This is a genomic window from Tabrizicola sp. T46 (assembly GCF_057219895.1).
This window is the reverse complement of sequence record NZ_JBXVVV010000001.1, coordinates 114,095-140,947: the sequence shown is the minus strand read 5'-3', so window position 1 is coordinate 140,947 and position 26,853 is coordinate 114,095. Positions and strand designations below refer to the sequence as shown.

At 67.1% G+C, this 26,853-nt stretch carries 26 protein-coding genes; 19 read left to right on the top strand and 7 right to left on the bottom strand.

All coding sequences use genetic code 11. The features are described from left to right. Positions 1–321 precede the first annotated feature (321 nt). Genes AC2D9V_RS00720 through mraY form a run of 7 tightly spaced genes read left to right on the top strand, consistent with a single transcriptional unit; the run spans position 322 to position 7,990 of the window. Positions 322–825 carry a division/cell wall cluster transcriptional repressor MraZ gene (locus tag AC2D9V_RS00720; RefSeq protein WP_484712114.1) on the top strand — a complete coding sequence of 168 codons (504 nt, stop codon included), beginning with the start codon at positions 322–324 and terminating at the stop codon, positions 823–825. Positions 826–829: 4 nt separating this feature from the next. Continuing rightward, positions 830–1,834, top strand: coding sequence for a 16S rRNA (cytosine(1402)-N(4))-methyltransferase RsmH (rsmH, locus tag AC2D9V_RS00715; RefSeq protein ID WP_484712113.1), 1,005 nt, complete (start codon positions 830–832; stop codon positions 1,832–1,834). Then, the gene (gene ftsL / locus AC2D9V_RS00710) at positions 1,834–2,187 is read left to right on the top strand and encodes a cell division protein FtsL (RefSeq protein WP_484712112.1); all 354 of its coding nucleotides are present in this window, start codon (positions 1,834–1,836) and stop codon (positions 2,185–2,187) included. Before rsmH ends, ftsL begins: the two co-directional genes overlap by 1 nt. Continuing rightward, positions 2,184–3,977 carry a peptidoglycan D,D-transpeptidase FtsI family protein gene (locus tag AC2D9V_RS00705; RefSeq protein WP_484713387.1) on the top strand — a complete coding sequence of 598 codons (1,794 nt, stop codon included), beginning with the start codon at positions 2,184–2,186 and terminating at the stop codon, positions 3,975–3,977. Before ftsL ends, AC2D9V_RS00705 begins: the two co-directional genes overlap by 4 nt. Positions 3,978–3,989: 12 nt before the next feature. Next, positions 3,990–5,471 (top strand): UDP-N-acetylmuramoyl-L-alanyl-D-glutamate--2,6-diaminopimelate ligase, encoded by a 1,482-nt coding sequence (locus tag AC2D9V_RS00700; protein ID WP_484712111.1) that lies wholly within the window; start codon positions 3,990–3,992, stop codon positions 5,469–5,471. Continuing rightward, positions 5,471–6,907, top strand: a complete 1,437-nt coding sequence (locus AC2D9V_RS00695) for a UDP-N-acetylmuramoyl-tripeptide--D-alanyl-D-alanine ligase (RefSeq protein ID WP_484712110.1) — start codon at positions 5,471–5,473, stop codon at positions 6,905–6,907. The genes AC2D9V_RS00700 and AC2D9V_RS00695 overlap by 1 nt, the downstream gene beginning before the upstream one ends. Continuing rightward, positions 6,908–7,990 carry a phospho-N-acetylmuramoyl-pentapeptide-transferase gene (gene mraY / locus AC2D9V_RS00690; RefSeq protein WP_484712109.1) on the top strand — a complete coding sequence of 361 codons (1,083 nt, stop codon included), beginning with the start codon at positions 6,908–6,910 and terminating at the stop codon, positions 7,988–7,990. It begins immediately after the preceding gene. Positions 7,991–7,993: 3 nt separating this feature from the next. Here the strand turns inward: mraY and AC2D9V_RS00685 are convergent, their stop codons facing one another. Then, complete coding sequence (locus tag AC2D9V_RS00685) at positions 7,994–8,797, bottom strand: FkbM family methyltransferase (RefSeq protein ID WP_484712108.1); 804 nt, start codon at positions 8,795–8,797, stop codon at positions 7,994–7,996. A 140-nt stretch (positions 8,798–8,937) separates the two neighbouring features. Here AC2D9V_RS00685 and murD point away from each other — a divergent pair, with 140 nt between their 5' ends. Continuing rightward, positions 8,938–10,341 carry a UDP-N-acetylmuramoyl-L-alanine--D-glutamate ligase gene (gene murD / locus AC2D9V_RS00680; RefSeq protein ID WP_484712107.1) on the top strand — a complete coding sequence of 468 codons (1,404 nt, stop codon included), beginning with the start codon at positions 8,938–8,940 and terminating at the stop codon, positions 10,339–10,341. Between the two features lie 191 nt (positions 10,342–10,532). On the opposite strand, the gene AC2D9V_RS00675 is transcribed toward murD, so the two are convergent. Together AC2D9V_RS00675 and AC2D9V_RS00670 are read right to left on the bottom strand one after the other, a co-directional pair. Next, a complete protein-coding gene (locus AC2D9V_RS00675) occupies positions 10,533–11,588 on the bottom strand; it encodes a Gfo/Idh/MocA family protein (RefSeq protein ID WP_484712106.1) in 1,056 nt (351 codons plus the stop codon). Then, complete coding sequence (locus tag AC2D9V_RS00670) at positions 11,588–12,373, bottom strand: ThuA domain-containing protein (protein WP_484712105.1); 786 nt, start codon at positions 12,371–12,373, stop codon at positions 11,588–11,590. The genes AC2D9V_RS00675 and AC2D9V_RS00670 overlap by 1 nt, the downstream gene beginning before the upstream one ends. Before the next feature lie 143 nt (positions 12,374–12,516). Here AC2D9V_RS00670 and AC2D9V_RS00665 point away from each other — a divergent pair, with 143 nt between their 5' ends. The 8 genes from AC2D9V_RS00665 to AC2D9V_RS00630 all read left to right on the top strand — a co-directional run bounded on the left by AC2D9V_RS00665 (position 12,517) and on the right by AC2D9V_RS00630 (position 19,931). Beyond that, positions 12,517–12,879 (top strand): winged helix-turn-helix domain-containing protein, encoded by a 363-nt coding sequence (locus AC2D9V_RS00665; protein WP_484712104.1) that lies wholly within the window; start codon positions 12,517–12,519, stop codon positions 12,877–12,879. 53 nt (positions 12,880–12,932) lie between these two features. After that, a complete protein-coding gene (gene modA / locus AC2D9V_RS00660) occupies positions 12,933–13,700 on the top strand; it encodes a molybdate ABC transporter substrate-binding protein (protein ID WP_484712103.1) in 768 nt (255 codons plus the stop codon). Between the two features lie 25 nt (positions 13,701–13,725). Further along, entirely contained in the window at positions 13,726–14,424 is a 699-nt protein-coding gene (gene modB, locus AC2D9V_RS00655; RefSeq protein ID WP_484712102.1) for a molybdate ABC transporter permease subunit, read from the top strand. Continuing rightward, positions 14,421–15,503: a molybdenum ABC transporter ATP-binding protein gene (gene modC, locus AC2D9V_RS00650; protein WP_484712101.1), complete on the top strand. Its 1,083-nt coding sequence runs from the start codon at positions 14,421–14,423 to the stop codon at positions 15,501–15,503. The genes modB and modC overlap by 4 nt, the downstream gene beginning before the upstream one ends. A 303-nt stretch (positions 15,504–15,806) precedes the next feature. Next, a complete protein-coding gene (locus tag AC2D9V_RS00645) occupies positions 15,807–16,934 on the top strand; it encodes an extracellular solute-binding protein (RefSeq protein ID WP_484712100.1) in 1,128 nt (375 codons plus the stop codon). Positions 16,935–17,041: 107 nt separating this feature from the next. After that, on the top strand, positions 17,042–18,133 hold the full coding sequence (locus tag AC2D9V_RS00640) for an ABC transporter ATP-binding protein (RefSeq protein WP_484712099.1): 1,092 nt from the start codon (positions 17,042–17,044) through the stop codon (positions 18,131–18,133). A gap of 2 nt (positions 18,134–18,135) precedes the next feature. Next, positions 18,136–19,071, top strand: coding sequence for an ABC transporter permease (locus tag AC2D9V_RS00635; RefSeq protein WP_484712098.1), 936 nt, complete (start codon positions 18,136–18,138; stop codon positions 19,069–19,071). Beyond that, entirely contained in the window at positions 19,068–19,931 is an 864-nt protein-coding gene (locus tag AC2D9V_RS00630; RefSeq protein ID WP_484712097.1) for an ABC transporter permease, read from the top strand. Before AC2D9V_RS00635 ends, AC2D9V_RS00630 begins: the two co-directional genes overlap by 4 nt. 18 nt (positions 19,932–19,949) lie before the next feature. Here AC2D9V_RS00630 and AC2D9V_RS00625 read toward each other — a convergent pair whose 3' ends face one another. From AC2D9V_RS00625 to AC2D9V_RS00615, 3 genes are read right to left on the bottom strand one after another with little or no spacing between them, the layout of a single operon-like run. Continuing rightward, entirely contained in the window at positions 19,950–20,747 is a 798-nt protein-coding gene (locus tag AC2D9V_RS00625) for an alpha/beta hydrolase (RefSeq protein WP_484712096.1), read from the bottom strand. Beyond that, positions 20,744–21,514, bottom strand: coding sequence for a class I SAM-dependent methyltransferase (locus tag AC2D9V_RS00620; RefSeq protein ID WP_484712095.1), 771 nt, complete (start codon positions 21,512–21,514; stop codon positions 20,744–20,746). The genes AC2D9V_RS00625 and AC2D9V_RS00620 overlap by 4 nt, the downstream gene beginning before the upstream one ends. Then, positions 21,511–23,022, bottom strand: coding sequence for a UxaA family hydrolase (locus tag AC2D9V_RS00615; protein WP_484712094.1), 1,512 nt, complete (start codon positions 23,020–23,022; stop codon positions 21,511–21,513). The genes AC2D9V_RS00620 and AC2D9V_RS00615 overlap by 4 nt, the downstream gene beginning before the upstream one ends. A 47-nt stretch (positions 23,023–23,069) precedes the next feature. Here AC2D9V_RS00615 and AC2D9V_RS00610 point away from each other — a divergent pair, with 47 nt between their 5' ends. From AC2D9V_RS00610 to AC2D9V_RS00600, 3 genes are read left to right on the top strand one after another with little or no spacing between them, the layout of a single operon-like run. Continuing rightward, entirely contained in the window at positions 23,070–23,816 is a 747-nt protein-coding gene (locus AC2D9V_RS00610; protein WP_484712093.1) for a GntR family transcriptional regulator, read from the top strand. Positions 23,817–23,822: 6 nt separating this feature from the next. Next, positions 23,823–24,788, top strand: coding sequence for a sugar phosphate isomerase/epimerase family protein (locus tag AC2D9V_RS00605; protein WP_484712092.1), 966 nt, complete (start codon positions 23,823–23,825; stop codon positions 24,786–24,788). After that, positions 24,781–25,701, top strand: a complete 921-nt coding sequence (locus AC2D9V_RS00600) for a PfkB family carbohydrate kinase (RefSeq protein ID WP_484712091.1) — start codon at positions 24,781–24,783, stop codon at positions 25,699–25,701. Before AC2D9V_RS00605 ends, AC2D9V_RS00600 begins: the two co-directional genes overlap by 8 nt. 37 nt (positions 25,702–25,738) lie before the next feature. On the opposite strand, the gene AC2D9V_RS00595 is transcribed toward AC2D9V_RS00600, so the two are convergent. Further along, positions 25,739–26,779 (bottom strand): aldo/keto reductase, encoded by a 1,041-nt coding sequence (locus AC2D9V_RS00595; protein WP_484712090.1) that lies wholly within the window; start codon positions 26,777–26,779, stop codon positions 25,739–25,741. Positions 26,780–26,853: the final 74 nt, after the last annotated feature.

Genomic DNA, 26,853 nt, shown 5'->3' with positions numbered 1-26,853 from the left:
CTCGCCCATCCACCCCCAACTTTTCCCTTGATTTCCCATCTCATCCCATGCACCTTCACTTCACGACGATGAGATGGGCGAGTGAACGGCAGGGGCGGCTTCAAGACCCCGAACCAAGGCGTAAGGCAGCTTCATACAGGCAGCCCCTTTCATCGAAGTAAGAGATCCGGCGCGCGAGCGAGCAGACATCTCCCCCAGGTGGCGCGCGTAGCTGGACACCCAGCGATGGGACAGCGGCGGATCGGGTAGTGGCAGCAACCCGATCCGCCCTTTTCATTTTCTGGGACTGCGTTTGGAAAATTTGAAGGTCGCGGCAAAGCGATGACAGAGGCATTCAGAGGCGAGTTCTACCAGAAGGTAGACGGGAAGGCCCGGGTTTCGATCCCCGCGGCCTTTCGGGCTGTCCTGAATGCCGACGACCCTCAGAAGACCGAAAAAGGGCTGACGCGGCTGGTCATGGTCTATGGCGGCAAGTCGCGGAATTTCGTGGAATGCTACTCGAAGCGCGGGGCCGACCAACTGGCCGCCGACATCGAGGCGATGGACATGGGCTCGCCCGAGCGGGTGCGGGCCGAGCGTGACCTGATCAGCCGATCGGTGATGGTGGAGATCGACGCCGACGGCCGCATCGTACTGCCGCCCCGTGTGCGCGAGAAGATGGGCTATGCGGGCGACATGCCGGGCGATGCCGAGGCCGCCTTTGCAGGGTTCACCAACCGGTTCCGGCTGTACCGCCGCGAGGTCTATGAGGCCGAGCTGGCCGAGGATGACGACGACGACATCGATCCGCTGACGCTGGTCGGGCGGCACAAGCGCACGGGGTAGCGACATGCAGGGTCCGCTGCCAGGCCACCCGTCCGACACCCCACATGTTCCCGTATTGATTGACGCGATCCTGCGCGAATGCGCGCCGATCCAGGGCGTCTGGCTGGACGGTACGCTGGGTGCGGGCGGATACACGCGCGAATTGCTGAAGGCCGGGGCAGAAAAGGTCATCGGCATCGACCGCGATCCCCTGGCGCTGAAGCTGGCCGAAAGCTGGGCCGCGCCCTATGGCGACCGCGTCCGGCTGGTGGAGGGCACCTTCTCGGACCTCGACCGGCTGGCGGGCGAGGCGCTGGACGGGGTTGTTCTCGACCTTGGCGTCAGCTCGATGCAGCTTGACCAGCCCGAGCGGGGGTTTTCCTTCATGAAGGACGGCCCCTTGGACATGCGGATGAGCCAGCAGGGCGCCAGCGCGGCCGATCTGGTCAACGGGGCAGCCGAGGGCGTGCTGGCCGACATCCTGTACCAGTTTGGGGAAGAACGTGCCTCGCGCCGGATTGCCCATGCGATCGTGGCCGCGCGGGCGGTGGAGCCGATCGTCACCACGGCCCGGCTGGCCGAGATCATCGCGCGCTGCCTGCCGCGTCCGAAACCGGGGCAAAGCCATCCGGCGACACGCAGCTTCCAGGCGATCCGGATCGCGGTGAACGCCGAATTTCAGGAACTGGCCGATGGGCTTGCCGCCGCCGAACGGGCGCTGAAGCCCGGCGGGCTTCTGGCGGTGGTGACCTTCCACAGCCTCGAGGACCGCGTGGTGAAGCGTTTCCTGCAGCTTGCCAGCGGGCATGAGGCGAATGCCAACCGCTACGCCCCGGCCCGCGCCGACACGGCGGCCCGCTTCGACATGGTGACGCGCAAGGCCGTGGCGCCGGATGAGGCCGAGGTGGCGCGGAACCCAAGGGCGCGGTCGGCCAAACTGCGGGTCGCGCGGCGGACGGCGGCGCCCGCAAAAGCCATCGCCGCGGCCGAGCTTGGCCTGCCCGAGATCCGTGAAAGGGGACGCCGCTGATGCGCGCCGTGCTGTATGTGTTGTCCTTCCTTGGGCTGATCGCGCTGGGTTTCTGGGCCTACCGCGAGAACTATGCCACGCAAGCCGCGCTGAAGGAGGTCGAGACCCTGCAGCGCCAGATCGTCGGGCTGCGTGAGGCCCTGTCGGTGCAGCGGGCGGAATGGGCCTATCTCAACCGCCCCGACCGGCTGCGCGACCTCGCGACGGCGAACTTCGACCGCCTGGGCCTTCTGCCGATGGAGCCTTCGCAATTCGGGTCGGCCGCACAGGTCGCCTATCCGCCTGCAAGGCTGCCCGAAATCTACTTTCCGGTCGACACCCAGGGCACGATGGGGACGGAGGAAGGTCTCTGATGCGCACGCCGCTCCGCCCGCTTGCCCGCATCCTGCAGGCCCGCCAGGACGGGCTGAACCCCGACAGCATCGAGCGCGAGAACCTGCGCCTGCGCCACGAGGAAAGCCGTGAAAGGGCGCTGGGCCGGGCGCAGTTCCGGCTGTTCGTCCTTTGCGCCAGCTTTGTCGTGGCATTCCTGGCGATCGGCGGGCGGATGGGCATGATGGCGGCGACCGACCCGGTCGAGCCGCGCGCCTCTGCGCCGGGGGCCGAGATCCTGGCGCAGCGGGCCGACATCACTGACCGCAACGGCCGGATCCTTGCCACCAACATGACGACCCATGCGCTTTACGCCCATCCCAAGGTGATGGTCGACCCGAAGGGCGTGGCGCAGAAGCTGGCGGCGATCTTCCCCGATCTTGATGCCAAGTCGCTGGAGCGTCGGTTCACCGACGGGCGCAGCTTTGTCTGGATCCGCAAGGTCCTGTCGCCCGAACAGATGCAGCTGGTGCACGAGATCGGCGATCCGGGCCTTCTGTTCGGCCCGCGCGAGATGCGGCTTTACCCCAACGGTACGCTGGCCGCCCATGTCCTTGGCGGATCGTCCTTCGGGGCCGAGGGCGTGCATTCGGCGGAACTCATTGGCACGGCAGGGGTCGAAAAGGCGCTGGACGGGCGGCTTCGCGATCCGGGACAGGCGGGAAAGCCCCTGGTCCTGTCGATCGATCTGACGCTGCAGACGGCGGTCGAGGAGGTGCTGGGCGCTGGCATGCAGATGCTGAACGCCAAGGGGGCGGCAGCGATCCTGATGGACGCCCGGACGGGCGAGATCCTGTCGCTGGCCTCGCTGCCGACCTTCGATCCGAACGACCGGCCGAACCCGCTGGCCGACAAGAACGCCGAACCCGGCGACAGCCCGCTCTTCAACCGGGCGGTGCAGGGGGTGTACGAGCTTGGCTCGACCTTCAAGATCTTCGCCGTGGCGCAGGCGATGGAGCTTGGCCTCGTGAACCCGGAATCGATGGTCGACGCCAATGCGCCGATGGTCTGGGGCAGGCACAAGATCAAGGAGTTCGAGAACAAGAACTACGGCCCGCTTCTGTCGGTCACGGATGTGATCGCCAAGTCCTCCAACGTCGGCACGGCGCATATCGCGCTGATGATCGGGCCGCTCAGGCAGCAGGCGTTCCTCAAGGCGCTGGGGTTCTTCGAGCCGACCTCGGTCGAACTGGTCGAGGCGCCGGGGGCAAGGCCCCTCATCCCCCGGCGCTGGCCCGAGATCGTGACCATCACCACCTCGTACGGCCACGGCATGTCGGCAAGCCCGTTGCACCTGGCGGCGGCCTATGCGGCGATTGCCAACGGCGGGGTGATGGTCAAGCCGACACTTCTGAAGCGCGAAGGCGCGACGACAGGCGTGCGGGTGATGAGCGAAAAGACAGCGATGGATTCGGTGGCCATGCTGCGTCGCGTGGTTACCGAGGGCACGGCTTCGCTGGGGGAGGTGCCGGGCTACGAGGTTGCCGGCAAGACCGGCACCGCAGACAAGCCCAAGCGGACGGGAGGCTACTACGAGGACAAGGTGGTGAACACCTTTGCCGCGATGTTCCCGGCCTCGAACCCGCAATATGTGCTGATCGTCACGCTGGACGAGCCGATGGACACCGCGCTTTCGCAACCGCGCCGCACGGCCGGCTGGACGGCGGTGCCGGTGGCGGCCGAGATCATCCGGCGCGTGGCACCCCTGATGGGACTGCGACCGAAGCTTGAACCTGTCGCACCGGATGCGATAACAGCCGCCAGCAACTGAGGAAGGGCGGGCATGGCGGCAGGGGTGAAACGGCTGACGGACCTTGGGCTGACGGCCCGGGCCGGGCGTGACCCAAGCCTGAGCGGCATCACCGCCGACAGCCGCGCCGTCCAGTCGGGGATGCTCTTCGCCGCCCTTCCGGGGACCGCGACCCATGGGGCTCGTTTCATCCCGGCCGCGCTGGAACAGGGTGCGGCGGCCGTCCTGACCGATGCCGAAGGCGCGCGTCTGGCTGCCGAGGCGCTGGCCGACACCGATGTCGCGCTGGTCGTGGCCGAAGACCCGCGCGGCGCGCTTGCCTGTGCCGCTGCGCTCTGGTTCGGCGCGCAGCCCGAGACGATGGTGGCCGTCACCGGCACCAACGGCAAGACCAGTGTCGCGACCTTCACCCGCCATATCTGGGCCGCGCTTGGGCATGAGGCGATCAACATCGGCACCACCGGGATCGAGGGGGCATGGACCGCCCCGTCCGGTCATACGACGCCGGACCCGATCACCCTGCAAAAGCTGCTTGCGGCGGCAGCGGGGGCCGGTGTCACCCATGCAGCGATGGAAGCCTCAAGCCACGGGATCGACCAGCGCCGGCTCGACGGTGTGCGACTGAAGGCGGCGGGCTTCACCAACCTGACACAGGACCACCTCGACTATCACGGCACGATGGAGGCCTATTTCGAGGCGAAGGCCCAGCTTTTCACCCGGCTTCTGCCCGAAGATGGCGTGGCGGTCGTGAACCTGGATGGCGCCAAGGGCTCCGAGATGGCCGAACTCGCGCTTGAGCGGGGTCTGCGCGTCCTGACCGTCGGCAAGGGGCAGGGGGCGGACCTGCAGATCGCCGCGACCCGGCCCGACGCGACGGGGCAGGAGGTGCGCTACCTCTGGCAGGGCCGGGCGTTCCAGACGCGGCTTTCGCTCATCGGCGGCTTTCAGGCCGAGAACGTTGCAGTCGCGGCCGGCCTAGCGATCGCTGCGGGCGATGCGCCCGAGGCGGTGCTGGCGGCCCTGCCCCGTCTGACCGGGGTGCGCGGGCGGATGCAGCTTGCCGCGACGCGGAAGAACGGGGCGGCGGTCTATGTCGACTATGCCCATACGCCCGACGCGATCGCGACCGCGCTTACGGCGCTGCGCCCGCATGTGATGGGGCGTATCATCATCGTCTTCGGTGCCGGCGGCGACCGTGACCGCACCAAGCGCCCGCTGATGGGCGCGGCGGCGCGTGACCATGCAGACGTGCTTTACGTCACCGACGACAATCCGCGGACAGAGGATCCGGCAAGCATCCGCGCCGCGATCATGGCCGCCTGTCCGGAGGCGAACGAGGTCGGCGACCGGGCCGAAGCGATCCTGCGCGCGGTCGATGCGCTGTTGCCCGGTGACGCGCTCTTGATCGCGGGCAAGGGCCATGAAAGCGGGCAGATCGTGGGGACCGACATCTATCCTTTCGACGATGTCGAGCAGGCCAGCGTTGCCGTCGCTGCACTGGATGGGGTGATCTGATGCTGTGGACCTCGTACGAGGCGATTGCCGCCACTGGCGGACAGGGAAAGCGGGCCTGGCAGGCGACGGGGGTATCCATCGACACCCGCACCTTGCAGCCGGGTGACCTGTTTGTCGCGCTGAAGGACGTGCGGGACGGGCATGACTTCGTGGCCCAGGCGCTGGAGAAGGGGGCTGCCGCCGCACTCGTCAGCCGCATCCCGGAAGGCGTGGCGGCGGATGCGCCGCTATTGGTCGTGCCCGACGTCCTTCAGGCGCTGGCCGACCTTGGCCGCGCCGCCCGCGCCCGCACCGCGGCCAAGGTGGTGGGGGTGACCGGATCAGTCGGCAAGACCTCGACCAAGGAGATGCTGCGCGCGATCCTGTCGGGGCAGGGCAAGACCCATGCTGCCGAAGCGAGCTACAACAACCACTGGGGCGTGCCCCTGACGCTGGCCCGGATGCCCGCCGATGCCCGCTTTGCGCTGATCGAGATCGGGATGAACCGGCCGGGCGAGATTGCGCCGCTGTCCAGACTGGCGCAGCTGGACGTGGGCCTTGTCACCACCGTAGCGCCCGCGCATCTCGAGGCTTTCGACAGCATCGAGGGGATCGCTCATGAGAAGGCCTCGATCTTCGACGGGGTAAAGCCCGGCGGGACGGCGATCTACAATACCGACATCGCCACCGCCCAAATCCTGCGTGACCGCGCCATCGCGAACGGCTTGAAGGCGGTCAGCTTCGGCGAGGCGGAGCGGGCGGACTGGCGGCTGCTGGAGGCCCGGCTTCACGACGACACAACCGTTGCCCGCGCCACCCGGGCTGGTGAGCCGCTTCTGTTCAAGGTGTCGAGCCCGGGCCGGCATTTCGTGCCGAACGCGCTGGCGGCCCTTGCCGTCGTCGAAGCGCTGGGGGCCGACCCGATGATCGCGACCCATGACCTTGGCCGCTGGACCCCGCCGAAAGGGCGCGGCCAGCGCGAGCGGATTGTGCTTGATCACGTCGAAGAGACCTACTTCGACCTGATCGATGACGCTTTCAATGCCAACCCGGCATCGATGGCGGCAGCACTTGACGTGCTGATCGCCGCCCGGCCGACCGACGGGATCGGGCGCGTGGGTGGCGGGCGGCGGATCGCGGTTCTGGGCGACATGCTGGAACTTGGACCGACCGAGGGTGAGTTGCACGCGGCCATCGCGTGCCACCCGGGCCTCGAGGCCATCCAGGTGATCCACTGCGTCGGCCCCCGGATGCGCGCGCTGCACGCCGTCCTTCCACGGCGCCAGCGCGGTGACTGGGTCGAGACCGCCGCCGAGCTTGCTCCGCGTGCGCGCACCCTGATCGATGCCGGCGACATCCTGCTGGTGAAGGGATCGAAGGGCTCGAAGGTCAGTCTTGTGGTTGACGCCTTGCGAAAACTGGGGCAGGCGACGTCCCCGAATGAAGGAACCGAATAGATGTTGTTCTGGCTCAGGGATCTCTCGGACGGCGGGGGATTCTTCAATCTTTTCGGGTACATAACCTTCCGTGCTGGGGGCGCCTTCGCGACCGCGCTGATCTTCGGGTTCATCTTCGGGCGGCCCTTGATCGACTTTCTGCGCCGCAAGCAGGGCAAGGGCCAGCCGATCCGCGACGACGGGCCGCAAAGCCACCTTGCCAAGGTCGGCACGCCGACGATGGGGGGCCTTCTGATCCTGTCGGCGCTGATCTTCTCGACCCTTCTCTGGGCGCGGCTGGACAATCCCTTCGTCTGGATCGTGCTCCTCGTCACCGTCGCCTTCGGCCTGATCGGCTTTGCCGACGACTATGCCAAGGTCACGAAGCAGAACACGAAGGGTGTCTCGTCGCGGATGCGGATGGGTCTTGGCCTTCTGATCGCGGCGCTGGCGGCCTATTCTGCCGCGATGTTCCACCCGACCGAGCTGACGAACCAGCTTGCCTTTCCGTTCTTCAAGGACCTCTTGCTGAACCTTGGGCTTTTCTTCATCCCCTTCGGGATGATCGTGATCGTCGGTGCCGCCAATGCGGTGAACCTGACCGACGGCCTCGACGGCCTTGCGATCATGCCGGTGATGATCGCGGCGGCGACGCTGGGCGTGATTGCCTATGTCGTCGGTTCATCCGCCATTGCGAATGACCTTGGCGTCCATGCCGTTCCCGGGACGGCCGAGCTGCTGATCATCACCGCCGGTATCTTCGGCGCGGGCCTCGGGTTCCTGTGGTACAACGCCCCTCCGGCGGCCGTCTTCATGGGCGACACGGGGTCGCTGGCCCTGGGCGGCGCGCTGGGGGCGATCGCGGTCTGCACCAAGCACGAGATCGTGCTGGCGATTGTCGGCGGCCTTTTCGTCGTCGAGGCGCTGAGCGTGATCATCCAGGTCCTCTACTACAAGCGGACGAAGAAGCGGATCTTCCTTATGGCCCCGATCCACCACCACTTCGAGAAGAAAGGCTGGGCCGAGCCGCAGATCGTGATCCGCTTCTGGATCATCAGCCTGATCCTTGCCGTGGTGGGGCTTGCGACGCTGAAGGTGCGCTGAGGCCTAAGGGATCGGCTGGAACGTCCCCGGCAGTCCTTCGGGCAGCGACCGACCGGGCGGAAGGGCGATCAGTGCGCTGCCGCCGGCATTGGGGAAGACGTTTTCCTGCCGGTTCTTGTGGTTTCCGGGCCGGAAGAACCGCGTGTGGTGCAGGGTCAGGCCATAGCCGAGGGGACGGAGCATGGCGACAAGGGTGCGGAGCTTGTCGCGGTCGTGCACCTCGACATAGAGGACCGGCCGGAAGGCCCTGAGGGTCTCGCGTCCGCCCATGATCACCCGGTCCTCGAAGCCTTCGGTATCCACCTTCACAAGGTCGCAGCGCTGAAGGGCGAGGCTGTCGAGCGTGACGAGGGGCACCTCGTCCCAAGCGGTAGCTTCGGCGTTGTCGGCCAGCAGTTGCGTCGCACCAGCGTTGTGGGCCGTCAGCGGGTTGAGGCGCGGGATGCGGCAGTGGCCGGGCGTGTCCCCCAGCGCGGCACGGAGCGGCAGGACCTGGGTGAGCTGGTTAACGGTCAGGTTGGCGCAGAGCAGCTGGAAGCAGTATCGCTGCGGCTCGATGGCCGTCACGCTGCCTTCGGGGCCGACCGTGCGGGCGAGGGCAAGGGTGTGGAACCCGATGTTCGCACCGGCATCGACGACATGGTCCCCGGGTCGGACGAGCGAGAGGATGCTGTCGACCTCGTCCCCCGCGAACTCGCCATAGGCTTGGAGCGAGCGGCCGACCACCGTGTCGCCGCGCAAGGTGAACATGCGGCCGAACCGTGTGTCGGTCAGCGGGAATGGCTGGGGCGCTGCGCTGTCCGGCATCTTCGTCCTCGCATTTGGTCGCGAGGGATGGTTACACGACGCCGGATGCGAAGGATACTGCGGGGCTGGGCGGAGCCGTCCCCCTTTTCCTTCGCCTGATCCTCGCCTATCGGTTGGATGGCAACGCAAGGGGGCAGGCGATGATCCCGGTCAAGGGCTACAAGGGCGCACGAGTGGCGGTTCTGGGGTTGGGGCGGTCGGGCCTCGCCACCGCTGCCGCACTGGCGGCCGGGGGGGCGGAGCCGCTGCTGTGGGACGACAGTCCCGAGGCGCGCGCCAAGGCCGAGGCCGAGGGGCATGTGCTGACTGACCTGACCCGCAACGCCGCCCTTGACGGGGTGGCTTGCCTGGTGACGAGCCCCGGCATCCCGCATCTTTACCCGAACCCCCATCCGGTGATCGCCCGGGCGCTGGAACTGGGCGTGCCGGTCGACAATGACATCGGCCTTTTCTTTCAAAGTGCCGCCGGCCCGGAATGGGACGAGATGGAGACCACGCCGAAGGTGGTGGCCGTCACCGGATCGAACGGCAAGTCGACGACCACGGCGCTGATCCATCACATCCTGCAGGTGGCGGGGCGGCCGACGCAGATGGCGGGCAACATCGGCAAGGGCGTTCTGTCGATCGACCCGCCGCAGGATGGCGAGGTGGTGGTGCTGGAGCTGTCCTCCTACCAGACAGAACTTGCCAGAGCGTTAACGCCGGATGTCGCGGTCTTCACCAACCTGTCGCCGGACCACCTGGACCGGCACGGCGGGATGGGGGGCTATTTCGCGGCCAAGGCGCGGCTTTTCACGCTGGGCGGGCCGGACCGGGCGGTCATCGGGGTGGACGAGGCCGAGGGGCGGTTCCTGGCGGATCAGCTGGGCCAGGGGGCGGCGGATGACCGGGTGATCCGGATCTCGTCCGGGTCGAAGCTTGAGGACTTCGGCTGGTCGGTCTTTGCCCGGAAGGGTTTCCTCGCCGAATGGCGCAAGGGGCGGCAGGTGGCCTCGATAGACCTGAGGGAAGTCAAGGGCTTGCCCGGTGCCCACAACCACCAGAACGCCTGCGCGGCTTATGCCGCCTGCCGGTCTCTGGGGATCGCGCCGAAGCTGATCGAGGGGGCGCTGCACAGCTTTGCCGGCCTGCCGCACCGGAGCCAACTGGTGGGGGAGCGGGGCGGGGTGCGGTTCGTGAACGATTCGAAGGCCACGAACGTGGATTCGGCGGCGAAGGCGTTGCAGGCCTTCCCGAAGATCCGCTGGATCGCTGGGGGACTGGGGAAGGAGGGTGGAATTTCAAGCCTTAAGCCCCTGCTCGGGTCGGTGGTGAAGGCCTATCTGATCGGCCATTCCGCCCGCGAGTTCGCGTTGCAGATCGGCGAAACCCCGCATGAGATCTGCGAAACGATGGAGCGCGCGGTCGCCCGTGCGGCGGAAGAGGCGCAGGCGGGGGAGGTGGTCCTCCTCGCCCCGGCGGCGGCGAGTTTCGACCAGTATCCGAACTTCGAGAAACGGGGCGAGGATTTCACCGCGCGGGTCAGGGCGATTATCGGCGGGTAGGCGCGCGGTGGGTTAAGCGGCTGAAGGGCAAGGGTTTTCGGCGTCTTGCATCGGTCTTCCTTGTGTCTTCCTTCCGTCTCTACGCGCGGAAGACGAAGGCGGGGTTAACCGTGACACGAGTCGACCGGAGGCCCCCCACCCCATCCCCTCCCCACGAGGGGGAGGGGAGGTGCGAGTGGCCGGGTGGCGCGTCAGACGGTGAGGAGCTTGCCGCTTTCAGCGGCTGAAGCCTCGGCCCGGTCGAGGAGCTGCTGGAGGGCTGCGCCCCGGGCGAAGTCAGGCTCGGCCACGCCTTCGCCCCGGATCGCGGCGATGAAGCGCTGGTAGATCGTCGGGACGGGCGGGCAGTCCACCTCGCGCCAGGTGCCGGTCCGGACATCGTCGCCAAGGCAGGAGCGGAGGCGGCTGACGGCATTCTCGAAGCTGACCTCGAGCCCGCCGGTCTGGCCGTAGAGGCGGAGGCGCAGGTCGTTGAGATGCCCGGTGGCGAACCGGGTGGCGGCAACGGTGCCTAGCGCGCCGTTGGCAAGGCGGAGCTGCATCGTGGCGCTGTCATTGGCGTCGAGGATGTAGTCGCCGATCCGCCCGCCGGGGGCCTTGTCGAAGGTCTGGAGGAGGCAGGAGACCTCGGTCGCGTCCATTCCGGCGATGAAGGTGGCGAAGTCGAGGATGTGGATGCCGACGTCGCCCAGCACGCCCTTGGAGCCGTGCTTGGTGGACAGGCGCCAGAGCCATTGCGGCTCTTTGTCCCAGTGACCCCAGGCGGGCTGGGTCAGCCAGCTTTGCAGGTAGGAGGCCTCGAAATGCCGGATGGTGCCGATGGCGCCGTCACGGACCATGCGGGCGGCGTGCTGGAGGGCTGGCACATTGCGGTAGCTGAGGTTGACCATGTTGACGACCCTCGCCCGCGCGGCGGCGGTGGCCATTTCGGCGGCGTCCTTGGCGTTGGTGGCGAGCGGCTTTTCGCAGAGCACATGCTTGCCGGCGGCAAGGAAGGGCAGGGTGGTCGCGTGGTGGGCCGCATCGGGGGTGACGTTGGTCACCGCGTCGAATTCGCCCCATTTGAGGGCCTCATCGACCGAGGCGAAGCCCTGAGGAATGCCGTGGGTCTGGCGGAAGGCGGCGAGTTGTTCGGGCCGGGTGTCGATCCCGGCGGCAAGGGTGACGCCGGGGATGGCGGCGAAGCCTTCGGCATGGTTCTTCGCCATGCCGCCGGTGCCGAGGATCAGGAGACGGACGGGTTGCATCAGCGGAACCCTTCCTCGCCGTCGTGGTGGAGGCGCGGGCCGCGTTCGACGATCGGTTCCAGCGCGCGGGCGACCGGGGTGTTCGGCGCCTCGGTCGGGTTCTGAAGTCGGGCTTCGGGGTTATGCGCCCAGCGGACGGCGTTGGCGATCACCTGCTGGACAAGGGGCTGGTGGTATGTCGGGTAGGTCTCATGCCCCGGGCGGAAGTAGAAGATGTTCCCCGCGCCGCGCCGGTAGGTGAGGCCGGAGCGGAAGACCTCGCCCCCCGCGAACCAGCTGACGAAGACGGTCTCCAGCGGTTCCGGCACGCCGAAGGGTTCGCCATACATCTCTTCGTGTTCCAGCTCGAAATGGTCCGGGATCCCGCGCGCGATGGGGTGCTGACGGGAGGTGACCCAGAGGCGTTCACGCTCACCCGCCTCACGCCAGGTGAGGTTGCAGGGGGCGCCCATCAGCCGCTTGAAGGGTTTCGAGAAATGGGCGGAGTGGAGGAAGATGATGCCCATGCCGGACCAGACGGCCTCGGCCACGCGCTCGACGATCTCGTCCGCGACATCGCCGTGGGCGGCATGGCCCCACCAGATGAGGACATCGGTTTCGGCCAGCTTGGCCTTGGTCATCCCGTGTTCGGGGTCTTGCAGGGTGACGGTGGTGGCGGTGATGCCGTCTTCGCGGTTGAGCGCGGCTGCGATCGTGCCGTGCATGGTCAGGGGGTAGACCTGCGCCACTACCTTGTTCTTCCGTTCATGGACATTCTCACCCCAGACGGTGACGCGGATCGGCATGGAAGAACTCCTTTCGGGGCACCGGCGGGGTGCGGGATGGGGGGTTGCGTGATGCGGCGGACCGTAGTCTCCAAAGCGCTTTGGGTCAAGGTGCGCAGCAGGTGAAGCTTGCAAGATGCGGTGCGCCCGGTGATCCTTCAGAAATGACCTCTGCTGCTTCCTTGCGCCTGCGTTTGCTCTTCGGGGACCGTCTTGTCCTCGGGCCGGGGAAGGCCGAGCTTCTGGCGGGGATCGCCGAGACGGGGTCGATCGCGGCGGCGGGGCGGGCGATGGGGATGAGCTACAAGCGCGCATGGTCGTTGGTGGAAGAGCTGAACGCGGCGTTCCGTGAGCCCCTGGTCACCAGTGCCCGGGGCGGGGCCGGGGGTGGCGGGGCGGTGGTGACCGAGACGGGGCTGGCAGTGCTGAACGCCTACCGGTCGATGGTTGCGGCGACCGACCGGGCCTGTGCCGCTGACATCGCAAGAGTAGCGGCGCTGCTGGTCGATGTGTCCGAACGGAAATAACGCTTGCGTTTCGGGGCGACCTTTGCCGATATGTTCTGGGAAACATATTGGAAGTGCCTGTGTCCCTGCTTCGCCTTGCCCTTGCCGGTTTTCTTGCCGCCGTACCTGCGCAGGCGGGTGAGATCACGGTCTTTGCCGCGGCGAGCCTGAAGACCGCGCTGGACGAGATCGGGGCGAAGTGGCAGGCCGAAAGCGGCAACGCGGCGGTGATGTCCTATGGCGGAAGCTCGGCGCTGGCCAAACAGATCATGGAAGGTGCGCTGGCGGATGTGTTCATCTCGGCGGCCCCCGAGTGGATGGACGCGGTGGCCGATGCCGGGCTGATCGTAACCGAAAGCCGGGTGGATATTCTGGGCAACCGGCTGGTGCTGATTGCCCACGGTGCGGGGGTGGCGCCGGTGGCGCTGGATGGGTCGACCGACCTTCTGGGGATGCTGAAGGGCGGGCGGCTGTCGATGGCGATGGTGGATTCGGTGCCGGCGGGGCAGTACGGGAAAGAGGCGCTGACCGCGCTGGGGCTTTGGGACAGCGTGAAGGACAGCCTTGCCCAGTCGGAGAATGTGCGGGTGGCGTTGCAGTTGGTGTCCCTGGGCGAAGCGCCCCTGGGGATCGTCTATGCTTCGGACGCGATTGCGGACAAGGATACGGTCAGCGTCGTGGCGACGTTTCCCGAGGACAGCCACCGCCCGATCATCTATCCGGCCGCCGTGATCGCCTCCGGGGGGAAGCCCGAGGCGCAGGCCTTTGTCGATTACCTCTCGTCGCCCGAGGCGCGCGTGGTATTCGAGGCGCAGGGCTTTACGTTGCTGGCGCCGGGCTGAGGCGAGTGGCAGGCGAACGGGAAGGATGACGGACTGGCTTTCCCCCGAGGCTTGGGATGCGGTGGCACTGTCCCTGCGGGTGTCGATCTGGGCGACGCTGGCCAGCCTGCCGTTCGGCATCCTGGTTGCGGTGGCGCTGGCGCGGTGGGAGTTTCCTGGGAAGGCGGTCCTGAACGGGATGGTGCATCTGCCGCTGATCCTGCCGCCGGTGGTGACGGGGTATCTTCTTCTGCTGACCTTCGGGCGGATGGGGCCGGTGGGTGGCGTCCTTTACGACTGGTTCGGGATCACGCTGGCCTTCCGCTGGACGGGTGCGGCGCTGGCGGCGGCGGTGATGGCCTTTCCCTTGATGGTCCGGGCGATCCGCCTTTCGGTCGAGGCGGTGGACCCGAAGCTGGAAGAGGCAGCGGCGACGCTGGGCGCCTCGCGGCCGGTGGTGTTCCTGACGGTGACGCTGCCCCTAATCCTGCCGGGGATCATCGCGGGGGCGATCCTGGCCTTTGCCAAGGCGATGGGCGAGTTCGGGGCGACGATCACCTTCGTGTCGAACATCCCCGGCGAGACGCAGACGATCCCGTCGGCGATCTATGCCTTCCTGCAGGTGCCCGGGGGCGATGCGGATGCGTTCCGGCTGGTGGTGATCTCGGTCATCCTGGCGATGGGGGCGCTGGTCCTGTCGGAATGGATGGCGCGGCGGGCGGCTGTCAGGGTGGCGGGGCTATGACGCTGCGGGTGCGGATCAGGCATGAATTCCCGGGCTTTGGGCTGGATGTGGACCTGACGGCGCCGCCGGGGCTGACCTGCCTCTTCGGGCGGTCGGGGTCGGGGAAGACGACGATCATCAATGCGGTCGCGGGGCTGCTGCGGCCGGACGAGGCGGAGATCACGCTGGATGGAGAGGCGCTGCACGACCTGCCGCCGCATCGTCGCCGGGTGGGCTACGTCTTTCAGGACGGGCGGCTTTTCCCGCATATGACGGTGGCGCGGAACCTGACCTACGGCGCGCGGGTCAGGCGGCTGCCCCTGACCGAGTTCGACCGGATCGTGGGGCTTCTGGGGATCGGTCACCTGCTGGACCGGCGGCCGGCGGCCCTGTCGGGGGGCGAGAAAAGCCGGGTGGCGATCGGGCGGGCGCTGATGTCAGGGCCGCGGATCCTGCTGATGGACGAACCCTTCGCCGCGCTGGACGAGGCGCGGAAGGCGGAGATCCTGCCTTATGTCGAGGCGCTGCGGGACGAGACGGGGCTGCCGATCCTTTATGTCAGTCACGCCTTGCCCGAGGTGGCGCGGCTGGCCACGACCATCGCGGTGATCGAAGCGGGGCGGCTGGTGACCATGGGCCCGGCGGCGGAGGTCCTGTCCGACCCGACAACAGCGCCGGTCATGGGGCTGGCGGAGGCGGGCGCGATCCTGACGGCGCGGATCGCGGCGCATGAGGAGGACGGGCTGACCCGGCTGGAGACGGTGGCCGGACCGATCTGGCTTCCGCGCCTTGGCGGAGCGGTCGGCCAGCGGGTGCGTGTCCGGGTGGCCGCGCAGGACGTGATCCTGGCAAGGGCACGGCCAGAGGGGCTGTCGGCGCTGAACATCCTGCCGGTCCGGGTGGCCGAGGTGCAGGAGGGACAGGGGCCGGGGGTGCTGGTGCGGCTGGATCTGGGGGGAGAATCGCTGCTGGCGCGGGTGACGCGGAGGTCGGCCACGGCCCTGGAAATCGCCCCGGGTGCGGCCTTTTTCGCCGTCGTAAAGTCGGTCGCGGTGGCCCAGGGAGACATCGGATCCGAGGCGAGATCGACCCAAGGTTGAGTGCATGCAAACAAATGCCCCCGACTTCCGCTACGTAAACACGCATTAGATACTGAAACAGAACGAAAAAAGATGATGGCCTCTGCTTTCACGCGGCTTTGTCCCGCGAGTGTTCATGTCAGATTGACATGTCAGGTAGGAACCGGAGTAAGGTGTCACCGCCAAGGGGGCTTCAGAAACATGACACGGCCCTGTTACGGGCCAGGGTTAGCCGATGATCCGACGCGACCATGCGTTCTGAATAGGTGCCAAGAAAACCGGGGACAGCCCAAGCCTCTGCCATTCCTAACCAGGGAGACTACCATGAAGAAAACGACCTCTGCTTTCAGCCGCCGCCGGTTCCTGCAAGGCTCTGCCGCAGGCGCGGGTATCCTTGCCGCTCCGGCAATCATCTCGTCAAAGGCGCTTGCCTCGTCGGGTGAGATCAACTTCACCGGCTGGGCCGGCTATCCGGCGCTGGCCGAGAAGGTGTTTCCGGCATTCGAAGCCGCGACCGGCATCAAGGTGAACTTCACCGAAGTTCCCGATCAGGATTCGATGTTCGCAGCCGGCAAGGTCGCGCTTGAAGCCGGTGGCGTCGACGTGATGGAGCCGACAATCGACCGTTGGGGTGGCTGGAACTCGAACGGCCTGCTCGGCGCCTGGGACGAAGCCAAACTGGCGATGGACAACTATCTGCCGGGTCTGGCCGACGGTTCGGCCGGTGAGCGGTCGCGTGCCGGTGGCGCGCTGTTCTACGTGCCGTCCAACTGGGGCACCGAGGCGCTTGTCGCCAACAGCGCCGATGCCAAGCTGTCGTCGCCGCCGTCGCTGGGCGACCTCTTCAACCCGGACAACGCGGTCGTGCTGCGTCCGCATTCCGCGCTGGCCGCGATGGGCCGGTGGCTGGATGCCCAGGGCAAGCTGCCGCGTCCGTGGATGGATGGCTACACCGATATGGGTGCCATGGCCGAGCTTTGGGACATCGCGCTGGCCGAAGCGATCAAGACCAAGGCCAACGTGGTCCAGTGGTGGTCGGGCGAGAACGAAGCCAACGCCGGCTTCACCGCGAACGGTGCCGTGCTGGGTCTGAACTGGGACTCGACCGGCTTCAACCTGCGCAACGACGGCTTCGCCTATCTGGCTCCGGTCGAGGGCGCCTTCGCCTGGCATCAGGGCTTTGTCCTGATGAAGAACGCGACCAACGTCGACCAGGCGCACGAGTTCGCCAAGTTCGTCTCGACCGGCGAAGGCTCGGCCATGTGGGCGACCGCCTTCTCGTCGAACCCGGTCGGCAAGGGCTCGGGCGACTTCCTGTCGCCGGAAGTTGCCGCATACTATGCCGGCACCTTCAACGACGAGGCGCTTGCCAAGCTGTGGTGGTGGCCGGAGCAGACCGCCGAGTTCGTTGCCAAGCGTTCGGAATACGCCGACAAGTACAAGGCCGCCTGAGCGGCGACTGAACCGGGCCCGCCAGAGCACCCTCTGGCGGGCCTTTTTTCCGTTGAACCGCCCAAAGAGGCGGCGATGACAAGACGAAAGCAGGGGACTGGCCGCCGATGAGCGCCGAAATACAACTTGACGACGTTTGCTGCGATTTCGGCAGCTTCCGCGCGGTCGATCATGTGAACGTCACGATCAAGGCGGGGGAGTTCTTCAGCTTTCTTGGCCCGTCCGGTTGCGGCAAGACCACGATCCTGCGGATGATCTCGGGCTTTACCGACCCGTCCTCGGGCGTGATCCGGATTGGTGGCAAGGATGTGAAGGGCACGCGGCCGAACCAGCGGCCCACGGCGCTGATCTTCCAGAACCTGGCGCTGTTCCCGCTGATGTCCGTGGCCGACAACATCGCCTTCGGGCTTGAGATGCGGGGCGTCGACAAGACCGTGCGCCGGGCCAAGGCGGATGAACTGCTGAAGCTGGTCGACCTGCCGGGGGCGGGCGACAAGATGGTGAGCCAGCTTTCGGGCGGGCAGAAGCAGCGCGTGGCAATTGCGCGGGCGCTGGCGGTCGAGCCGCAGGTGATGCTTCTGGACGAGCCCCTGTCGGCGCTGGACCTGAAGCTGCGGCAGAACATGCGGGCGGAACTGCGCGCGATCCAGAAGCGGACCGGCGTGACCTTCATCTTCATCACCCATGACCAGGGCGAGGCGCTGGCCATGTCCGACCGCGTGGGCGTGATGAGCCAGGGCCGCCTGCAGCAGGTGGCTGACCCGCGCGACATCTACAACAACCCGGTGAACGGCTTCGTGGCCGGTTTCGTGGGCGAAAACAACGTCTTCACCGGGACCATCGGGCAGGAGTCGGGCGGCATGGCCAGCTTTGCCTCGCCGCACGGGACGTTCCGGGCCCGGCTGGGGGCCGATGCTGTTTCGGGGTCGTCGAAGCTTTATGTCCGACCCGAGCACACGCGCCTCTCTGCCGCTGCCGAGGCGGAGAACTCGATTGCGGTGACCGTGGGCGACGTGTCCTTCGAGGGTGCCTTCATCGCCGTCTCCGGCCACACCGACAGCGGTGCCAGGCTGACGGCCGAGATCCGCAACGACGGTTCGGCCACGGTGCCGGCGCCGGGGACGAAGCTTTACATGAGCTTCGATGCCGCGCGGGCGGCGATCCTGCCGGACCACGACCGCGCAAAATCCGGGGCCTGACGATGCAGGACCTGTTCCGCCGCTATGGCACCTCGCTGACTTTCCTGTTCGTGCTTCTGACGGCTTTCTGGCTTCTGGTGCTGGTGATCCTGCCGAACATCTCGCTTTTCGAGCAGAGCTTCCGGCCCTATCTGCCCTATACCGAGGTCGGCGGGCCGAAGGACGTCTATTCCTTCGACAACTACCGCACTTTCTTTGATGCGGCTGCGCCGAACACGATCTTCGGGATCCCGGTCACGATCTCGACCCATCTCCTGGCCTTCCTCGACACGGTGTTCTATTCGGCCATCGTGACGGTGATCTGCCTTGTGCTGGCCTATCCGCTGGCCTTCTACCTGGCGAAGGTGGCCAAGCCCCAGTCCTTGCCGATGCTGATGCTGCTGCTCTTCATCCCGCTTTGGGTGTCCGAGGCGCTGCGGGCCTTTGCCTGGTACATCATCCTGACCTTCAACGGCCCGCTGAACCAGCTTCTGACCGGGGTGGGCCTGATCGACCGGGGGATCCGCTGGCAGCAGGGGGTGCTGACCGACTATGACGCCATCGTCGCGGTGCTGGTCTACTGCTACGTCCTTTTCATGCTGTTGCCGGTATACACGGCGATCCAGTCGCTGGACAGCAATCAGATCGAGGCCGCCGAGGATCTGGGTGCGCCCTGGTGGAAGACGCATCTGCGCGTGGTGATGCCGCATGCGAAGCCCGGGATCGCATCGGGCTGCGTGATGGTGTTCATGCTTTCCGCTGGGTCGCTTCTGGTGCCGACGGTGGTCGGATCGACAAGCGCGATCTGGTTCCCGCAGTCGATCTACACCTGGTTCAACGACGCACAGGACTGGCAGACGGGGGCGGCGTTCTCGATGATCTTCCTTCTCCTCTGCATCTTCTTCGTCATCCTGATGATGCGGCTTTTCCGCGTGAAGCTTTCGGATATCGCCAAATGACCCGGCAGCGCGCGTTCCTTGGCCATTTCTACATGGTCCTGTTCCTGATCTACCTGATGCTGCCCCTGATCATCATGGCCGGGGCGGCCTTCAACGACAGCAGGCTTCCCACGGTGGCACCCTGGAAGGGGTTCACCTGGCGCTGGTTCGAGGACCTGTTCGCCGACGAGCGGATGTGGAAGGCCTTTCTGAACTCGATCCTCGTCGCGCTGGCAGTGGTGGCGCTGGCGGTGCCGATCGGGACGGCGGCGGCGATCGTGATCAACTCGGTCTCGGGGCGGATCAGGGCGACGCTTTACGGGTTCATGGTGGCGCCGATCCTGGCGCCGGGACTGGTCATCGGCATCTCGACGGTGCTGTTCTGGAACAGCATGGGCGACATGGTGGGCGCGCATGGGGTGATCCCGTTCTCGCCCGGCCTGCACCTTTCGACGCTGGGGCAGGTCAGCTTCATCGCGGCCTATGTCATGCTTCTAGTGCTGGCGCGGCTGCAAAGCTTTGATCCGGGCCTGGAAGAGGCGGCGCTGGACCTTGGCGCAAGCCATGCGCAGGTGCTGCGCCGGGTGCTTCTGCCGCATCTTTACCCGGCCATCGGGGCGGGGGCTGCGATTGCCTTTTTCCAGTCGATCGAGAACTTCAACGTCACGCTTTTCACGCGCGGCACGATGGACACGCTGACGGTCTATGTCTTCAGCCAGGTCCGGTCCGGGATCACGCCGACGATCAACGCGCTGGCACTTCTGTTGATGCTGTTCACGGTGATCTGTGCGGTGATCTACGAGGTCCGCCGCCGCCGCCGTGCCGCCATCGAGGCCGCGCGTGAGGCCGAGGCGCGCCGGGCGGAAGCGGCACTCTTGTAAGCCGCGCTGAAGCCCGGCCTACAACCCGGCGAGCAGCGCCTGCGTCAGGGAAGAGGCGGGGTCTTCCAGCCCTTCGATCACGTCGAAGTGGTGGCGGCCGGGTTCGGCGGTCCAGGGGCAGTTCCATTCCTCGGCCAGGACCCTGGCCTGCCAGAGGAAGGCCGGGCGCTCGGCGGCACCGACCCAGACGCGGGCCGAAACTTCGGGCCGCTTCGCCAGCCGTGCCGGGCTTTCCCGCGCGGCTTCGTCGGCGTCGATGCCAAGGGTCGCGTTCATCCCGGTCGCGATCAGGGGGCCAAGCTCGGTCAGGGGCGAGATCGGCACCACGCGGTCCACCGGCACCACGACGTCGGCGCAGGCCATGCGGGCGGCGAGGTGACCGCCAGCGGAATGGCCGGTCACCACCATTCTGCCCGATAGCCGTGTGGCCACGAACCAGATCGCCCTGGCAATCTCGGCGGTGATCTCGGACAGACGGGCGTGCGGGGCCAGTGTGTAACTGGGCATGGCCACAGCATAGCCAAGCGCAAGGGGGCCGGCGGCGAGGTGCGACCAATGGGATTTCGAGAAGAGATGCCAGTAGCCGCCGTGGATGAAGACGACGACGCCCAGCGGCGCCTGGTCGGGCAGGAAGAGGTCAAGCCGCTCGCGTGCCCCCGGGCCGTAATGGAGGTCAAGCTCGGCCAGCTCCTGCCGTTCCTCGCGGAAGGCGGCGGCCTTGGCCAGCCAGAGCTCGGGATAGACCGCGCTGCCGGGAATGAAAGCGCCGTTGGCGTAGTCCCGGTCCGGGTCGGGCCAGTGGTAGGGCGGTTTCACGGTTTCCGGCCAGCGAGATGGGTGGGGCAGTGTTCCCCGGTGTCGAGGACCGGGATCATCCGTTCCCAGATGCCAATATTGTGGTCGACGAAGGCCTGGCCGACGATCGCCGCCGCCTTGGCCCCGACGTCGCCGCGCATGCGCGCAACCTCGCGCCGCGCCTCCTCGCGGTACCAGGCATTGCGCGAGGTGATGCGGATGTCGCGGAACCCCTGCGCCTCCATCGCTGCCCGGTAACGCGCCGGGGTGGCCATGCCGAAATCCAGGCCCTCGGCGGCGATATACTCGGCCATCTGTGGCGAGATCTCTTCGGTCCCGATCAGCCAGTCCGAGGCAAGGAACCATCCGCCGGGCTTCAGGACGCGGGCCACCTCGGCCATCAGGGCGTGCTTGTCGGGGATGTGGATGATCGAATCCTTCGAGAAGACGACGTCGAAGGTTCCGGGCGGGAAGGGCAGGGGGCCGGGGGCGACCTTGACGATGCCGATCCGGTCGGTCAGCCCCTTTTCGGCGACAAGCGCGCGGGCGCGGTTGATCACGCCATCCTCGACATCGATCCCGGTGACGTATCCCGCGCCATGGGCGGTAGCGAGGGCCACGTCGATCCCGCCGGCGCCGCTGCCGATGTCGAGCACCGACTTTCCGCGCAGGTCATGGCCTTCCAGCACCCGCGCCACCTCCGCCGGGCCGCCGGGCGAGAGGAACCCTTCGCCCCAGACCGCCTCGAGCATCGCGATCAGATTCTGGGGATAGTGTTCCTCGCTCACATCACGGCTCCGATCTGCCAGGGCACGAATTCGGCGCCGCCGAACCCGAGTTCCTCTGACAATGTCTGCTGACCGGAGGCGACGGCAATGATTTTCTCGAGGATCTCTTCACCTTTCGCAGGGATCGAGACGCCGTCGAGGATGTCACCGCAGTTGATGTCCATGTCCTCCTTCATCCGGGCATACATCTCGGAGTTCGTCGCCAGCTTGATGCAGGGCGAGGGCTTGTAGCCCGAAACCGAGCCGCGCCCGGTGGTGAAGACGATCAGGGTGGCGCCAGAGGCAATCTGGCCGGTGACGCTGCAAGGGTCGTAGCCGGGGCTGTCCATGTAGACGAAGCCGGGCGTGGTGATGGGTTCGGCGAACTTGTAGACGCCGGAGAGGGGGGCGGTGCCGCCTTTGGCGACGGCCCCCAGCGATTTCTCGAGGATCGTTGTCAGACCGCCGCGCTTGTTGCCGGGGCTGGGGTTGTTGTCCATCTCGCCTTCGTTCCGGGCGGTGTAATCCTCCCACCAGCGGATGCGTTCGAGGAGCGTTTCTCCGACCGCCTGGCTGACGGCGCGGCGGGTCAGGAGGTGTTCGGCCCCGTAGATCTCTGGCGTTTCCGAAAGGATCGTGGTGCCGCCCATGCGGACCAGAAGGTCCGAGGCATGGCCGAGCGCGGGGTTCGCGGTGATGCCAGAGTATCCGTCCGAGCCGCCGCATTGCAGGCCGATGACCAGTTTCGACACCGGGGCCGGGGCGCGTTTGACCTGTCCCGCCACCTCGGCCATATCGCGCAGCACCTTCAGCGCGCGGTCGATGGTGGCCCGCGTGCCGCCTTCGCCCTGGATCGTCATGTAGCGGAAGTTGCCGTCAGGGCGGAGGCGGCCCTGGCCGACAAGGTCGGGGACCTGCATCACCTCGCAGCCGAGGCCGACAAGGAGGATGCCGCCGAAGTTCGGGTTCCGCGCATAGCCCTTCAGCGTGCGCATCAGGGTCTGGTACCCCTCGTTCGTACCCGACATGCCGCAGCCGGTGGAATGGACGATGGGGACCACCCCGTCGGTCCCGGGCATGGCGCCGAGGACGGGGTCCTTTTCGGCCGCTTCGGCGATGAAGCGGGCAACCGAACCGGAGCAGTTCACCGAGGTGAGGATGCCCAGGTAGTTCCGCGTGCCGACCGAGCCGTCGGCGCGGTGGTAGCCCATGAACTCACGCGGGGGGAGGGGCGACAGGGGGGTGTACTCCGAGCCAATGGCGTAGTCGCTGGAATGCGGGCCCATCCCGAGGTTGTGGCTGTGCACATGGGAGCCCGCCGCAATCGGTTGGGTCGCCTGGCCGATGATCTGGCCGTAGCGGATGACGGTCTCGCCCGCCGCGATGTCACGGGTGGCGATCTTGTGGCCGCGCGGCACGGGGCCGGGAAGGGCGGCGTCCACCCCGCCAAGGCGGCTGCCGGCGGGCAGATCCTGAAGTGCGATGACCACGTTGTCCGCGCCATGCAACCGGATCACCCCATCAGCCATGGCAGTCCCTTTCTTGACAGCGAGACACAGTCGCCTAACATGTTAGCATGTTACAACCAGCCGCGCCCGCCAAACAAGTGCCCCGCGTCGAAGAGATTGGGACGGCGCAGAGGCTGCGTCCGTTGGCCGGTTTTTCCGGCTCTCTCGGGCAGCGGGTCTATCAGACGCTGCGGCAGGCGATCCTTGCGCTGGAGTACCGTCCGGGCGAGATCCTGCGCAAGCCGGAAATCTGCGAAGCCCTCGGGGTCAGCCGCAGCCCTGTGGCCGATGCGGTGGCGCGGCTGCAGGGTGAGGGGCTGGTCGACGTCGTGCCGCAGGCGGGCACCTTCGTCGCGCGCTTTTCGATGCAGGAGATCCGTGAAGGTGCCTTCCTGCGCGAGGCGATCGAGCTTGCCGCGATCGAGCGGGTGGCCGAGATCATCACCGACGACCAGCTGACGCTTCTGCGCCGGAACCTGACGGTGCAGGCGGCGCTGGTGGCCGATGCCGACATCCCCGGCTTTTACGCGATGGATGCGGCGATGCATGAGCTTCTCCTGTCCTTCAGCGGATTTCCGCGGCTGGCGCAGGTGTCGGAAACCGCCTGGGCGCATGTGAACCGGGCGCGGCAGCTGATCCTGCCGGTGCCGGGGCGTATTCAGGCGACACTCTCGGAGCATCAGGCGATCCTCGCAGCCCTTGAGGCGCGGGACCCGGAGGCCGCGCGTGCGGCTGTGCGCAGCCACCTGAGGCAGCTGATCACCTATCTGGAACCGCTGGAGCGTGACCGGCCCGACCTTTTCAACCCCGCCTGATCCCCGATGAGCCTGCCGAACCGCCCCCGCTATGCCGCGCGCCTGAATGCCTTCAAGACCAAGGGCGGGACGGTGGCCGAGATGATCCGGGGCGCAGGCCAGGTGGGCGGGCTGACTGCGGCCGACCTGAACTATCCCGATCATTTCGCGGCGCATGATCCCGGCCAACTGTCGCGGCTCCTGGCCGACGAAGGAATGGCGCTGAACGGTCTGGCGATGCGCTACTACACCGAGGATGCGTTTCGCCTTGGGGCGTTCACCCATCCTGATGCCAGTGTGCGCCGTGCCGCGATCGACCTGACGAAGCGCGGGATCGATGCCTGTGCGGCGATGGGCGGCAGCCAGATGACGCTCTGGATGGGGCAGGACGGGTTCGACTACAGCTTTCAGGCCGATTACGCGCGGATGTGGGATGATACCATCGCCGCGATTGCTGAGGTGGCCGACCACAACCCCGCGATCGACATCGCGGTGGAATACAAGCCGAACGAACCCCGCGCCCATGCGTTGATGCCGGACATGGCGACGACGCTTCTGGCGCTGGACGAGGTTGGGCGGGCGAATACCGGGGTCACGCTGGACTTTGCCCATATGCTTTACGCGGGCGAGATGCCGGCCAAGGCGGCGATGCTGGCCGCGCGGCACTCGCGGATCCTGGGGCTGCATCTCAACGACGGCTACGGCAAGCGCGATGACGGTCTGATGGCGGGATCGGTGCATCCGGTGCAGACGGTGGAGCTTCTGGTGGCGCTTGCCCGTGCGGGCTATGGCGGGATCATCTACTTCGATACGTTCCCGGACCATTCCGGCCTGAACCCGGTGGAGGAGGCCCGCGCAAATGTGCGCCTGACGGATCGAATGGTGGATGTGGCGGCGCGGCTGGCACAGGACCCCGCCCTTCGGGCCGCGCAGGCCCGGCAGGACGGGGCGGCTGTGACGCTGATTGTGATGGGGGCCTTGCTTGGTGCCTGACGACTTGCCTGCGCCGGTGATCCTTTGCGCCGGCTCCCTGCATCACGACGTGATCGTCGATTCGCCCGGCCTTCCCCGGCTGGACCAGACGCTGACCGGCACCGGGGTGCGGACGGCCTTTGGCGGCAAGGGTGGCAACCAGGCTGCCGCCGCCGCCCGGGCGGGGGCGCGGGTGCATATGGCGGGGGCCGTCGGGTCGGACGACGCGGCGATGACGCTGCGGACGGCGCTGGACGCAGCGGGCGTCCGGCGCGAGGGGGTGCAGACCCATCCCGGACCCTCGGGCATGTCGGTGGCAATCTCCCTGCCAGATGGCAGCTATGGCGCGGTGATCGTCTCGGGCGCGAACCTTCTTTTCCGGCCCGAGGCGGTTGCCTTTCCGAAGGACTGTGCCCTTCTTCTTCTGCAAAGCGAGGTCCCGGAGGCGGCGAACCTGTTCCTTGCCCAGAGGGCCCGGTCAGCGGGGATGCGTGTCGTATTGAATGCGGCACCGGCGCGGAGCGTTTCACCCGCGTTGCTTGGCTGTCTCGACCTGCTCGTGGTCAATCGTGGAGAGGCCGCCGACCTTCTCGACTTCCGCGAGGCGGACCTCGATCCCGTCAAGGCCGCACCGGTGCTGCAAGGGCTGGGTCCGAAGGCGGCGATCGTGACCCTCGGCCATAAGGGGTTGGTGGTCGCCGATGGGCGCGAGGTCCAGCGCCAGCCGGCACACAAGGTGACGCCGATCTCGTCGCATGGGGCCGGGGATGCCTTCATCGGCGCGCTGGCGGCGGAGTGGGCGCGGGGCGCGGCATTGCCGGAGGCGGCAGCATTTGGCCAGGCGGCAGCGGCCCTGCATGTCAGCCTGCCCGTGGATCAGCGCATCGGGATGGACGAAGCGGCGATCCGGGCGCTGCGCGCTACGGTGGGCTAAGCTCAGGACTTCTTGCGAAAATCCCTGGGTCCGCACCTCAGCTCGCGGGAACCAGTCGGGGCGGGATCAGCCCCTCACCCGCCAGTTCCTGCCAGAGTGCGCGGGGGATTGCGGCCCCCGCCGCGCGGGCGTTGCTGTCCATCTCGGCCTTGCCCTGTCCGCCGGGGATCACGCTGACCGTGGCCGGGTGGAGGAGCGGAAAGCGGAAGGCGGCGTCGACCAGCCGGACGCCGTGGCTTTCGCAGATCGCCTGCAGCCGGGCGGCGCGGTCCAGCACCGCTTGCGGAGCGGGTGCGTAGTTGTACTGCGCGCCGGGCCGCGGGCCGGTGGCAAGGATGCCCGAGTTGTAGGGTCCCCCGATCACCACGCCCACGCCCCGCGCGGCGGCCTTGTCCATGAAGGGAAGCGCCCCCTGTTCCAGAAGGGTGAAGCGCCCGGCGAGGAGGAAGACGTCGAATTCCCCCCGCTCCAGCAGCCAGTCGCAGGGCTCCCATTCGTTCACCCCGGCGCCGAAGCCCGCGATCACCCCTTCGTCGCGCAGGCGGGTAAGGGCGCGGTAGCCGCCGGCCATGAACTCTTCAAGCCGGGCCTGCTTGGCGGCTTCGCTGCCATGCGTGAAGACGTCGAGGTCGTGGACATAGACAAGGTCCACCCGGTCCAGTCCCAGCCGTTCGAGGCTATCCTCAAGGCTGCGCAGCACCCCGTCATGGCTGTAGTCGAAGCGTTCGCGCCGGGACGGCACGTCGATCCACTTGTCGGCCCCGTCCCCTTGTCCCGGCGGGATCGCCGACAGAAGCCGCCCGACCTTGGTCGAGAGCACGTAATCCGCGCGCGGCTTTCCCCGGAGAAACTGGTTGATCCGCGTCTCGGACAGCCCGAGGCCGTAAAGCGGCGCGGTGTCGAAGTAGCGCACACCGGCGGCCCAGGCGCCTTCCAGGACGGCCTGCGCCTCGTCCTCGCTGATGGCGCGGAAGAGGTTGCCCAGGGGGGCTGCCCCGAAGCCAAGCTCGGTAAAGGAAATCCCCCCGGTTCCCCGCCCTTTCCAGTGTCGCCGTGCCAGCATCCGCGCCTCCGTCATCTGCTGGCATGCTAGTATGGCAAGGGCTTCCCCGCCACAGTCTTTCACGTTAGCCTGACCGGAAACGGGGGATG